Below are 13,001 nucleotides of genomic sequence, written 5' to 3'. Positions count from 1 at the left end.
TCCTCTGTCCGCTTCGCGCGGATTCTACTGTATCTTGCCTTTTTCGTTCAAAACACGGGTTAACCACGACAACATGCCGTCAATTTTCGCCTTGGATCATCCGGATCGCCCTGCTATAGTAGATTGCATTCAAAATTCATAAAACAACGAGGAGACACGATTTCATGGTTCAGCTCGATTTCCATCCCTCTGGCCGCCACTTCCTGCAGATCCCGGGCCCGAGCCCGGTGCCGGACCGTATCCTGCGCGCGATGAGCTATCCGACCATCGACCACCGTGGCCCGGAGTTCGGCGCGCTCGGCCGCAAGGTGCTGGCCGGCATCAAGGAAATCTTCAAGACCCGGCACCCTGTGATCATCTATCCGGCGTCGGGCACCGGTGCCTGGGAAGCGGCGCTGACCAACACGCTCAGCCCGGGCGACCACGTGCTGATGTTCGAGACCGGGCATTTCGCCACGCTGTGGAAGAAGATGGCCGAGGCGCTGGGCCTGCGCCCGGAATTCCTGGGTCTGCCCGGTATCGAAGGCTGGCGCCGCGGGGTGCAGGCAGACATGATCGAGGCGCGCTTGCGCGAGGACAGCGGCCACACGATTCGCGCCGTCTGCGTGGTGCACAACGAGACCTCGACCGGCGTGACCTCGGATATCGCCGCGGTGCGCCGGGCCATCGATGCCGCCGGGCACCCGGCGCTGTTGCTGGTGGACACGATCTCGGGCCTGGGCTCGGCCGACTATCGCCATGACGAGTGGGGCGTCGACGTGACCGTGTCGGGCTCGCAGAAAGGCCTGATGCTGCCGCCGGGGATCAGCTTCAACGCGTTGTCGCCCAAGGCGATCGCCGCCAGCCAGCACGCCACGCTGCCGCGCGCGTTCTGGGGCTGGGCCGAAATCATCGAGTCCAATAAGAACGGCTACTGGCCGTACACGCCCAACACCAACCTGCTGTACGGACTGTCCGAAGCGCTCGACATGATCCTGGGCGAGGGCCTGGAGCAGGTGTTCGCCCGCCACCAGCGGCTGGCCGAGGCGACACGCCAGGCCGTGCGCGCCTGGGGCCTGCAGATCCAGTGCGCGGACCCGGCGGTGTACAGCCCGGTGCTGACCGGCGTGATGATGCCCGACGGCGTCGACGCGGACGCGGTGCGCAAGCTGATCTATGAGCGCTTCGACATGTCGCTGGGGCAGGCGCTGGGCAAGATGCGCGGCCGCATGTTCCGCATCGGCCATCTCGGCGATTGCAACGACCTGACCCTGATGGCCACGCTCGCCGGTTGCGAGATGGGGCTGCAGCTGGCAGGCGTGCCGCTTGCCGGCAGCGGCGTGGCCGCGGCGATGGCCTCGCTCGCCGCGCACGCCGGCAAGCCGGTGCTCAAGGCCGCCGCCTGAGCGCAGCCAACCGAGCGGCGCAACGAGGGCGGGCGCGGCACGGTCCGCCGCCTGCCTGATTTTCCTGCCAGAGCATCACCACGACATGCGCCCACCGCAGGCGGCCGCATGCATCGCCGTGGGCGCGCAGCCCTTGTTTCTTGCATGCCATGAACATGACTTCGTCCTCCCTGCTGGTCAAGCCGATCCACCTGGTGCCCGCGCAGCGCCGGGCTACCTCTTCGCTCTCGCCGCTATCGGCGCTGCTGCGCAAGGAGTTGCGCGGCGACGTGCTGTTCGACCGCGCCGCGCGCGGCCGCTATGCCACCGATGCTTCGATTTACCAGATCATGCCGCTCGGCGTGGTGGTGCCGCGCGACCAGGCCGACCTGGTACGCGCGCTCGACATCGCGCGCGACCAGCGCGTGCCGGTGCTGGCCCGCGGCGCCGGCACCAGCCAGTGCGGCCAGACCGTGGGCGAGGCGCTGGTCATCGACACCAGCAAGTGGCTCAACAACGTGGTCGCCTTCGATGCCGGCGCGCGCACGGTGACGGTGGAGCCCGGCATCGTGCTGGACCACCTGAACGCCTGGCTCAAGCCGCACGGGCTGTGGTTCCCGGTCGACGTCTCCACCGGGGCGCAATGCACCATCGGCGGCATGGCCGGCAACAACTCGTGCGGCTCGCGTTCGATCGCCTACGGCAACATGGTGCATAACGTGCTGGCCATCGATGCGGTGCTGGCGGACGGCAGCGAGTGCCACTTCGGTTCGCTGGCGCAGCCGGTGGCATCGGGGCGAGCCGAAGGCATCCTGCATGGCCTGCAGCGCATCGCCACGCGCGAGCGCGGCGAGATTGCCGAGCGCATGCCCAAGGTGCTGCGCCGCGTCGCCGGCTACAACATCGACCTGTTCGACTGCCAGAACCCGCGCGCCTATACCGACGACGGGCACGCCAACCTGGCGCATATCCTGGTCGGCTCCGAGGGCACGCTGGCCTGCAGCCGCCAGCTCACGCTGAAGCTGGCGCCGCTGCCGGCGCACAAGGTGCTGGGCGTGGTCAACTTCCCCACCTTCTACCAGGCGATGGACCTGACGCAGCATATCGTCACGCTGCAACCGGTGGCGGTGGAACTGGTCGACCGCACCATGATCGATCTGTCGATGGAAAACCCCGCCTTCCGCCCGGTGGTGGAGCGCGCGCTGGCCGGCGATCCGCAGGCCATCCTGCTGGTGGAATTCGCCGGCGACGACCGCCAGGCGCTGCTGGCGCAACTGGACCGGCTGGCCGAGCTGATGGCCGACCTGGGCCTGCCGGGCGCGGTGGTGAAGATGCCGGAAGAGAAGGCGCAGAAGGCGTTGTGGGACGTGCGCAAGGCCGGCCTGAACATCATGATGAGCATGAAGGGCGACGGCAAGCCGGTCTCGTTCATCGAGGACTGCGCGGTGCCGCTCGAGCACCTGGCCGAATACACCCGCCGCCTCACCGAGGTCTTCCACAAGCACGAGACCGAGGGCACCTGGTACGCCCATGCCAGCGTCGGCACGCTGCACGTGCGGCCGATCCTGGACATGCGCCGCGACGGCGCGCTGCGCATGCGCGAGATCGCGGAAGAGGCGGCCGAGCTGGTGCGCGAATACAAGGGCGCCTATTCCGGCGAGCACGGCGACGGCCTGTGCCGCGGCGAGTGGGTGGCCTGGCAATACGGCCCGCGCATCAACGCCGCGTTCAGCGAGATCAAGGCGCTGTTCGATCCCGACAACCGCTTCAACCCCGACAAGATCGTGCGCCCGCCACGCATGGATGCGCGGGAGAACTTCCGCTTCGCGCCCGGCTACGCCGCGCTGCCGCTGACCCCGGCGCTGGACTGGTCGGCATGGAACGTGCGGCGCGACCCGAAGACGGGCGCCGAGACCGCGCCGGGCACCGGCAACGATACCGCCACGCACGGCCTCGCATCGGCGGTGGAGATGTGCAACAACAACGGCCACTGCCGCAAGTTCGACGCCGGCACCATGTGCCCCAGCTATCGCGTGACCAAGGACGAGCAGCACGTCACGCGCGGCCGCGCCAACACGCTGCGGCTGGCGCTGACCGGGCAGCTCGGCAGCGACGGGCTGGCCAGCGCCGAAGTGAAGGAGGCGCTGGACCTGTGCGTCTCGTGCAAGGGCTGCAAGCGCGACTGCCCGACCGGCGTCGACATGGCGAAGTTCAAGATCGAGGCGCGCCATGCGTGGACCAGCCGGCACGGCATCAGCCTGCGCGAGCGCATGGTCGCCTTCCTGCCGCGCTATGCGCCGGCGGCGAGCCGAGTGCCGGGCCTGCTGGCGCTGGCCGACAGCCTGCCCGGGGTCTCCGGCTGGATCAAGCGCGCGCTCGGGTTTGCCCCGCAGCGGTCGCTGCCACGCTTCGCCGCGCCGTTCCTGGCGGGACGCCACAGCACATCCAACGATGCCGGCAGCAAGGCCGATGGCCGCGAGGTACTGCTCTTCGTCGACACCTTCAGCAACTACATGGAGCCCGACAATGCGCGCGCCGCGCAGGCCGTGCTCGAAGCCGCGGGCTATACCGTGCACTTCAACACCCGCGCCGGCGAACGCCCGCTGTGCTGCGGCCGGACGTTCCTGGCCGCGGGACTGGTCGAGCAGGCGAAGGCCGAGGCGCGGCGCCTGCTCGATACGCTGCGCCCGTTCGTCGAGCGCGGCGTGCCGGTGGTCGGCCTGGAGCCGTCGTGCCTGCTGTCGCTGCGCGACGAGTTCCTCGGCTATGGCTATGGCGACGAGGCGCGCCAGCTCGCCAGCCTGTCGTTCCTGTTCGAGGAGTTCCTGGTGCGCGAGCGCGAGGCCGGCCGGCTGGCGTTGCCGCTGCGGCCGCTGCAGGTCTCCGAGGCCATCGTGCACGGGCACTGCCACCAGAAGGCCTTCGATGCCTTCACGCCGGTGCAGACCGTGCTGGGCTGGATACCGGACCTGAAGGTGGCGCCGGTGGAATCATCGTGCTGCGGCATGGCCGGCAGCTTCGGCTATGAGGCCGAGCATTTCGAAGCCTCGCAGGCGATGGCCGAGCTGTCGCTGCTGCCGGCGGTGCGCCGGCGCAGCGCCGATGCCATTGTGGTCGCGGACGGCACCAGCTGCCGCCACCAGATCCGCGACGGCGCCCAGGCCGAGGCGATGCATGTGGCGCGGGTGCTGGCGATGGCGCTGGAGGGCGGCCGCCATGATTGAGCCGATGCGCAATCCGGTCCACGATCGTGCCCGCCTGCAGCCGCCGGCGCCGGCAAGGATCGGCGATCGCGTCGAGGACGTCGGCACACCGGCGCTGCTGGTCGACCTCGACGCCTTCGACCAGAACGTGGCGCGGATGCAGGCGCTTGCCGATGCCGCCGGCGTCGCGCTGCGCCCGCATGCCAAGGCGCACAAGTCGGTCGCGATTGCGCAGCGGCAGATCGCCGCCGGCGCGGTGGGCATCTGCTGCCAGAAGCTCAGCGAGGCCTATCCGTTTGCCGCCGCCGGCATTGCCAGAATCCATATCAGCAACGAGTTCGTCGGCGCCGACAAGCTCGCGATGGCGGTGGAACTGGCCCGGCATGTGGACCTGAGCGTGTGCGTGGACGACCTGCGCCAGGTGGCCGCGATTGCCGCCGCGGCGACCACCGGCGGAGTGCGCATCACCGTGCTGGCGGAAGCCGATGTCGGGCAGGGGCGCTGTGGTGTCGACAGCCCCGAAGCGCTGAGCCGGCTGGCCGATGCCATCGGCGCGGCGCCGTCGCTGCGTTTCGGCGGGCTGCAGGCGTATCACGGCGGCGCCCAGCACCTGGCGCACTGGACGCAGCGCCGCGACGCGGCCCGGCGCGCCGCCGAACAGGCGGGCGCCTACGTGGCGCACCTGCGTGCCCGCGGCATCGCCTGCCCGGTCGTTACCGGCGGCGGCAGCGGCACCGCGGAGTTCGATTGCGAGAGCGGCGTCTATACCGAGATCCAGCCCGGCAGCTACGTGTTCCTGGACGGCCACTATGGCGCCAGCGAATGGCCCGGCCGCTTCCAGCCGCGGCACGGCCTGTTCCTGTCGACCACGGTGATGAGCACCGCGCGCGCCGGCGTGGCGGTGTGCGATGCGGGCCTGAAGTCGCTCGCGGTGGATTCGGGGCTGCCGCGGCTGTGGTCCGGTCCGGGCAGCCAGTGGCTGCGCTATGTCGCGGCCAACGACGAGCACGGCGTGCTGCAGGTGCTGGACCAAGACGGCCAGAGCCTGCTGGGCAGCAAGCTCTGGCTGGTGCCCGGCCATTGCGACCCCACCGCGAACCTGCGCGCGCAATACGTGTGCTGCCGCGACGGGCATGTGGCCGAGCTGTGGGACATCGCGGCGCGCGGCCTGAGCTGCTGATGCCGCGCGGCAGCGCAGCAAGGAAAGATAAGAGAGAAGAAAGAAGAGCCGCATCAAGCGGCGGGTAGTCAAAGCCAAAGGAGACCAACGATGCAATGCAACACAGTCAGGAAGACCCTGGCGGCCGTGGTGGGTGCCACGGCCTGCTTCAGCGCATGGGCATGGGAGCCGGCCAAGCCGGTCGAGATCGTGGTGCCGTTCAGCGCCGGTGGCGCCTCGGACCAGATGGCGCGGTCGATCCAGGGCATCATCGCCAAGCACAAGCTGATGAGCCAGCCGGTGATCGTGCTGAACAAGGCGGGCGCCAGCGGCGCCGAAGGGCTGATGGATACCAAGGCATCGCAGGGCAATCCGCACAAGCTGCTGGTGGCCTCGTCGGCGCTCTACACGGTGCCGATGGTCAGCCACCTGCCGTTCAGCTGGCGCGACCTGACCCCGGTGGCGATGATCGCGCAGGACGAGTTCGTGCTGTGGACCAATGCCGCGGCGCCGTACAAGACCATCGCCCAGTTCATCGATGCGTCCAAAGCGAGCGCGGGCAAGATCAAGGTCGGCGGCACCAGTTCCAAGCGCGAAGACCAGATCATCAGCGCGCTGGTGCAGAAGAAGACCGGCACCCGCTTTATCTACGTGCCGTACAAGGGCGGCGGCGAAGCCGCCACGCAGCTGTCGGGCCAGCATATCGACGCCAACGTCAACAACCCGTCCGAATCGATCGGCCAGTGGCGCGCCGGCGAGCATCGCGCACTGTGCGTGTTCGCGCCGGAGCGCATGGCCTACAACGCCAAGGTCACGCAGACCCAGAGCTGGTACGACGTGCCGACCTGCAAGGAGCAGGGCCTCGACGTGCAATACCAGATGCTGCGCGTGTTCATGATGCCGGGCGGCGTGACTCCCGAGCAGCAGAAGTACTACGTCGACCTGATGCAGAAGATCGTGGCCACGCCGGAGTGGAAGGAATACCTGGAGAAGAGCGCGCTGAAGAACGAGTTCCTGACCGGCAAGGCCCTGACCGACTTCCTGGCGCGCGACGAAGCCGCGCACCGCGACATCATCAAGGAGGCGGGCTTCGTCGCCGCGCGCTGACGCTGGCACGGATCACCAACGGGCTGCGCCGCGCGGCGCAGCCGATGGCCTGAAGCAAGGCGGGGGGACAACATGGATTCACAACAGGAAGCGGCGCATGCGGGCGCCGGCATCTCGGTCAAGGCGGTGGAGCTGGCAGTGGCGCTGTGCCTGCTGGCCGGCGCGCTGGTGGTGATCTGGAGCAACTACGCCATCGGCGCCGGCTGGGCGCCGGACGGGCCGGAAGCGGGCTATTTCCCGATGCGGGTCGGGATCATCATCCTGGTCTGCAGCGTGCTGGTCGGCGTGCAGGCGCTGCGAGCGGACCGCACCGTCGTGTTTGCAACGTGGCAGCAACTGCGGCAGGTCGGCGTGATCCTGCTGCCGCTGACCGTGTATGTCGGGCTGATCGGGCTGCTTGGGATCTACGTGGCATCGGCGGCCTTCATCGCCGGCTTCATGGTGTGGGTAGGCAAGGCGGCGTGGTGGAAGGCCGCGCTGACCGGCGTCGGGATCAATGCCTTGCTGTTCTGGATCTTCGAGATCCAGTTCCGCGTACCGCTGCCCAAGGGCCCGCTCGAAGCGGCGCTGGGCTACTAGGGAGGAGCGGATCATGGAGGAACTCAATGCATTGATGGGCGGCTTCGCCGTGGCGCTGTCGTGGCAGAACGTCGGCCTGATGTTCGTCGGCATCCTGCTTGGCATCGTGGTCGGCGTGCTGCCAGGCCTGGGCGGGCCCAACGGCGTGGCGATCCTGCTGCCGCTGACGTTTTCGATGGACCCGGTGTCGGCCATCATCATGCTGTCCTGCATCTACTGGGGCGCATTGTTCGGCGGGGCGATCACCTCGATCCTGTTCAATATTCCGGGCGAAGCCTGGTCGGTGGCCACCACCTTCGACGGCTACCCGATGGCGCAGCGCGGCGAGGCCGGCAAGGCGTTGACCTCGGCCTTCACCGGCTCGTGCCTGGGCGCGCTGGCCGGCGTACTGTTGATCACCTTCCTGGCGCCGCTGGTGGCAAAGTTCGCGCTGCGCTTCGGCCCGCCCGAGTTCTTCGCGGTGTACCTGCTGACCTTCTGCAGCTTCGTCGGCATGGGCAAGGAGTCCAAGCCCAAGATCCTGATCGCGATGTGCCTGGGCTTCGTGCTGGCGGCAGTCGGCATGGACACGGTATCGGGCACGCTGCGCATGACCTTCGGCTCGACCGAGCTGCTGCGCGGCTTCGACTTCCTGGTGGCGGTGATCGGCCTGTTCGGCATCAGCGAGATCCTGATGACGATGGAAGAGGGCGTCGCCTTCCGCGGCAAGCAGGCCCGCATCGACCTGAAGGTGGTGCTGAAGACCTGGGCCGAACTGCCGCGCTACTGGCTGACGGTGCTGCGCTCGTCGGTGATCGGCTGCTGGCTGGGCATCACCCCGGGCGGCGCCACCGCGGCGTCGTTCATGGGCTATGGCGTGGCCAAGCGCATGGCCAGGGATCCCGATTCGTTCGGGCAGGGCAATGTCGAAGGCGTGGTCGCACCCGAGACCGCAGCACACGCGGCAGGCACCAGCGCGCTGCTGCCAATGCTGGCCCTGGGCATTCCCGGTTCCGCCACCGCGGCGGTGCTGCTGGGCGGCCTGATGATCTGGGGCCTGCAGCCCGGACCGCTGCTGTTCGCCGAGCAGGGGCCGTTCGTCTGGGGGCTGATCGCCAGCATGTACCTGGGCAATATCGTCGGACTGATCGTGGTGCTGTCGACCGTGCCACTGTTCGCGGCAATCCTGCGCATTCCGTTCTCGATCATCGCGCCACTGATCCTGGTGATCTGCGCCATCGGCGCTTACACCGTCAACGGCGCGTTGTTCGACGTCTGGCTGATGCTGGGCTTCGGCGTGGTGGGCTATGTGTTGAAGAAGTTGGATTACCCGTTGGCGCCGATGGTGCTGGCGCTGGTGCTGGGGGACCGGGCCGAGGACGCGTTCCGGCAAACGATGCTGGTGTCGTCCGGGGCGTTGGATGTGTTCTGGTCGAACGGGCTGGTGGGGACGATCATGGGGCTGGCGGTGTTCGTGCTGGTGTGGCCGGTGGTTAGTGATTTGAGGATGCGGGGCAGGAAGGGGGTTGCCTGAAGGTCGGGTCGCCGTGCTTGGGCGGGCCAGCCCGACGAGCCGACCCTCCCGCATGTTTTCGCCCCTCCCGCTTGCGGGAGAGGGGCGGGGGAGAGGGCAGGAGTATCAACGAAGTCACGACCGCCAATCTGCCACTTCACCAGCCAAGGCATGTCTTGAGGAATTGTTTCGGAGATCGGCTATTTGCGAACGGGTGCAGCGACGGCACGATGCCGCGTCCGCTCAGGAATGGGAACTGTCTTATCGAGTTCCTGACTCTAATGCGGGAGACTGACACGGTCATCGCACACAACGGTGGCCGGGCGTGGAAGCCCGAACTGCAAGCACCACAGGTCGGCGTCTTCGACGCCGCCTGTCTCCGCATACGCGCTTGTCATCCATGGCGGGCCGGACACGAGGCAGCCGCAAGGCTGGCCGGCTTGGTGTTTGCATCGGTCTTCCACCCTCGTCGTCAGGCCCGCCGCCCTCCGCTAGCGTCGCGCGGCCTTCTTGATGTGGATCGGGGGCGGATTTGAGTAGTTGCTGTTGGTGACATGCTGTCGGCGCTTGAACCGCGTGGTTCCGCCCTGCTGGGCGGGTCACTTTTTGGCCGAGCCCCAAAAAGTAACCAAAAAACGCGTCGCCTGTGCGGCTGGCAATCAATTCCGCGGCGTTGGTGGGTCGGGCGGTGGTGATTTCCGTTTGGCGTGGGTGCCCGTTCGAACCTGCTGACGCTATGTGAGTCAGGGGCGGTGCCTACGATCACTGACTATTGAACGATCCCAACAGGGTGTAGGCAGCCTGCTGCGGGCGATATCGCGGGGACGCCTGCGGCTGCTGCGCAGGCTCGATATGGGCTGACGGTCTTTTGGTGTTTGCGCGTAGCGCAGGCAAAGGCGTTGATGGGGTAACGGCAGATTGCCTGGGCCACCGCCGTGCATGGGCCTGTCAGCGTTTTTGTGTTCAGGGCAGTTAAAGGCTCACCGTCGACGTAACCGGTGAGCCAGCATTATCTCAGTGATGCGGGTGGGTAAAGCGTTCCTCATAGAGAATCGCGAACTGGTTCATGGCAGCTTTCCAGTCATGCGTTGAGCTGCCCCACTTGCCGGTGATGTTGCGCAGGGCCAGCCATAGCAGCTTCGTTGCCGCCTCGTCACTGGGGAAGTGCCCCCGCGTCTTGATGATCTTACGTAGTTGCGCGTTGATGCTCTCGATCGCGTTCGTCGTGTAGATGATCTTGCGGATCGCCGGCGGAAACGTAAAGAACGGGATCACTTGATCCCAGGCGCGACGCCAGGACGCGGCGATCGGGGGGTACTTCTTAGCCCATTCGCTCTGCTCGAATGCCGCCAGTTCGGCCAGCGCCGCCTCAACAGTGGGCGCGGTGTACACGGGCTTAAGCGCCGCAGCCACGGCCCGGCGCTCTTTCCAACCGGCGTAGCTCAAGCTGTTTCGGATCAGATGCACGATGCAGGTCTGTAGCGTCGTGGCCGGGAACACCGCATTCAGGGCCTGTTCCATGCCCTTGAGCCCGTCGGTCACTGCAATCAGGATGTCCTGCGTGCCACGGGTCTTCAGGTCGTTGAACACCTTCATCCAGAACTTGGCGCCTTCGGTGCTCTCGATCCACAGGCCAAGGATGTCGCGCGTGCCGTCGGGCAGCACGCCCAAGGCCAGATAGACGGCCTTGTTGCGTACCACGCCGTCCTCGCGCATCTTGACCCGCAGCGCGTCGAAGAACACCACCGGGTACATCGCCTCCAGCGGGCGGGCTTGCCAGGTGGTGACTTCGTCCATGACCGCATCGGTGACCGAACTGATGAATTCTGGCGACACCTCGGTGCCGTACTGCTCGCCCAGAAAAGCCTGGATCTCGCGCACGGTCATGCCGCGGGCGTACATGGCCACGATCTTGTCGTCGAACCCGGTGAAGCGCCGCTCGTGCTTGGGAATCAGGATCGGATCGAAGCTGCCGTCGCGGTCGCGCGGTATGTCCACTCGCAGCGGCCCGTCCTCGGTCAAAACCGTCTTAGCGCTCTTGCCATTGCGTTGATTGGCTGTGCCGGCTGGGCGCTCAGCGCCAGCCGGGTAACCCAGATGATGGCCGAGCTCGGCGCCCAACGCCCGCTCGATCAGGGCCTTCTTGAATGCCATTGAGGCGTCCTGCACGGCCTCGGCAGTCATCGGACCCTTTACGAAATGGGCGATCAGATCCTCGGGAATGGTCGGCAGCTCACGATCGGCGGCCTGGCTCGTCTTGTTTCTACGTGGCATGACATGCTCCTTGGCGACATGTTATGCCCTAAACACAAAATTTCTGACAGGCCCCCGTGCATAGGCCCGACTTCGTCGAGGCGCCCGCCCTCACCCCCGCCCCGCGCGCGGGAGAGGGGAGCAAACAAGCGGGCAATAAAAACCAGAAGGCTCGCCCGCGTCAACGCGTGCGAGCGCAGCGACGCACTCCGTGCCAGTGCCCAAGACCTGAGATAGGGAGCGCGCGCAGCGCAGCCGAAGGCGTCCCACCAATAACGCCGTTAGAAGGCGGCCACCGACCTAAAGTCGGGTTCGTCCATCCGACCTCGAACGCCAGGCACATCCAGGTAGCGTCAGCAGGGTGGAACCACCACCAGCACGACCGCAAGTCACCACCGCCCGAACTACCAACGCCGCCTTAGCCAGCCGCTTAGGCGACGCGCTCTTTGCCTCCTTTCTGTCGCTCGGACAGAAAGGAGGTCGCCGGCTACGCCGGCGAAACAGCAGCGCCCGCCAAGCACGACCACCGACCGCAGTGCCAACGAATCCCAAAAACACTCACACCGTAGCAACCGGCGTAACCGGCGACCCCACGGCGCCAGGCAACCTCAACGGCGGCGCCGTCAACTGAAACCGCGTCCGCCCATTCCCCCGCAGCCAATCCGCCAGCTCCCGCAAATACCACAGCTCCCCCAGCGGCAATCCCAGCTTGAACAGGCAATGGTGATGCAGCGGCAGCAAAGGATGGTGCGATTCGCCCTCGGGCGCAGGCCGGGCAGGGTACCGCTCCACCGCATAGTTATCCGCGATCAGCGCCGCGATCCCCGCATCGGTGATCCAGTCCAGCAGCTTGTCGTCACGCCCGTCGAGCGCGCAGCAGCTGTGATGCAGCACGGCCTCATCGGGCTCACGCTGCATCGACAGCACCACTTCGGCAAAGCCGGTGCGCAGCAGCAGCATGTCGCCGCGTTCGACCTCCACCTTGCCGGTTTCCATCGCGCGCATCAGGTCGTCGTAGCCGACGTTGCGAAAGTCCATGCCAAACACGTGCGCCAGGTCCACCAGCACGCCGCGTCCCTGCATGCCCTTGACCGCGAAGTTCTCGATGCCGAGCGCGTGCGCCGCGCTGTGGTCGTGGCCGCACGGGTGCGCCGCGAAGTTGTCGTCCTCGGCGTAGTCGACCGGCCCGACGATATGCTCGTTGGCGCGGTAGCCGTTGTAGTAGACCCGTTCGGCGCGGCCATCGCCGTCGGCGTCGAAGAGCGCGCCCACATGCGCCAGCGCGTCCCATTGCGTGCTGTACTGCAGGCACATCAGCACCTGGTCGTCGCTGATCACATCGGTCGCGGCAGGATCCATCTTCGCCAGCGGGAAGTTGGTGTAGGGCGAGTCGTCGCGAAAGGTCGGGCGCAGCACCGGCGGATGGCGGCGCGGATTGAGCTTGTTGCCGCCCGGGTAGTCCAGCGGCAGCGACAGGCAGAAGCTCAGGCCGGCCTGCACCTCGCGCGCGCCCTTGATGACCTGTTCGGGCCCGATCAGGTTGATGCGGCCGAGCTGGTCGTCGGGGCCGAAGTCGCCCCAGTTGGAACCTTGCGGACGTTGCTTCCAGCGCATGAGTGGTGCCTCCTGTCGTGTGCCTGGCCGCGGGAAACGGCCAGGCGTGCGGAATGGAATTTGGCGCCGGGCAGGGGTGTGACTTGGGGCCGGCGCGTAGACTGGCCGGCGTCATCTGGCATGAAACCGGTTGCACTCTTATAGGCCATGTCGCAGGGAACGGTCATTTTGCGGTGCAGCAATGGCGGCTTTTGCCTGATCGTGGCGTGGCTGCGGCATATGTGTTGTCG

The 13,001-nt window shown here is 66.9% G+C and carries 8 protein-coding genes; 6 read left to right on the top strand and 2 right to left on the bottom strand.

Features of this window, described 5'->3' with window-relative positions:
* Window positions 1–164 precede the first annotated feature (164 nt).
* The 6 genes from A2G96_RS27940 to A2G96_RS27915 all read left to right on the top strand — a co-directional run bounded on the left by A2G96_RS27940 (window position 165) and on the right by A2G96_RS27915 (window position 8,925).
* Window positions 165–1,385 (top strand): pyridoxal-phosphate-dependent aminotransferase family protein, encoded by a 1,221-nt coding sequence (locus tag A2G96_RS27940; protein WP_062803405.1) that lies wholly within the window; start codon window positions 165–167, stop codon window positions 1,383–1,385.
* A gap of 149 nt (window positions 1,386–1,534) precedes the next feature.
* Window positions 1,535–4,588 (top strand): FAD-binding and (Fe-S)-binding domain-containing protein, encoded by a 3,054-nt coding sequence (locus A2G96_RS27935; protein WP_062803404.1) that lies wholly within the window; start codon window positions 1,535–1,537, stop codon window positions 4,586–4,588.
* Window positions 4,581–5,747, top strand: coding sequence for a DSD1 family PLP-dependent enzyme (locus tag A2G96_RS27930; protein ID WP_231909672.1), 1,167 nt, complete (start codon window positions 4,581–4,583; stop codon window positions 5,745–5,747). Before A2G96_RS27935 ends, A2G96_RS27930 begins: the two co-directional genes overlap by 8 nt.
* A gap of 90 nt (window positions 5,748–5,837) precedes the next feature.
* Complete coding sequence (locus A2G96_RS27925) at window positions 5,838–6,833, top strand: tripartite tricarboxylate transporter substrate binding protein (protein WP_062803402.1); 996 nt, start codon at window positions 5,838–5,840, stop codon at window positions 6,831–6,833.
* 72 nt (window positions 6,834–6,905) lie between these two features.
* Window positions 6,906–7,412 carry a tripartite tricarboxylate transporter TctB family protein gene (locus A2G96_RS27920; RefSeq protein ID WP_062803401.1) on the top strand — a complete coding sequence of 169 codons (507 nt, stop codon included), beginning with the start codon at window positions 6,906–6,908 and terminating at the stop codon, window positions 7,410–7,412.
* 13 nt (window positions 7,413–7,425) lie between these two features.
* The gene (locus A2G96_RS27915) at window positions 7,426–8,925 is read left to right on the top strand and encodes a tripartite tricarboxylate transporter permease (protein ID WP_062803400.1); all 1,500 of its coding nucleotides are present in this window, start codon (window positions 7,426–7,428) and stop codon (window positions 8,923–8,925) included.
* Between the two features lie 993 nt (window positions 8,926–9,918).
* Here the strand turns inward: A2G96_RS27915 and A2G96_RS27910 are convergent.
* The gene (locus tag A2G96_RS27910; protein ID WP_062803399.1) at window positions 9,919–11,178 is read right to left on the bottom strand and encodes an IS256 family transposase; all 1,260 of its coding nucleotides are present in this window, start codon (window positions 11,176–11,178) and stop codon (window positions 9,919–9,921) included.
* 537 nt (window positions 11,179–11,715) lie between these two features.
* Window positions 11,716–12,771 (bottom strand): cyclase family protein, encoded by a 1,056-nt coding sequence (locus A2G96_RS27905; protein WP_062803398.1) that lies wholly within the window; start codon window positions 12,769–12,771, stop codon window positions 11,716–11,718.
* Between the last annotated feature and the right edge of the window lie 230 nt (window positions 12,772–13,001).

Origin of the sequence: Cupriavidus nantongensis (assembly GCF_001598055.1) — a bacterium.
Taxonomy (GTDB): Bacteria; Pseudomonadota; Gammaproteobacteria; order Burkholderiales; family Burkholderiaceae; genus Cupriavidus; species Cupriavidus nantongensis.
The sequence above is the reverse complement of the archived record's forward strand: the minus strand, read 5'-3'. Positions and strand labels throughout refer to the sequence as shown.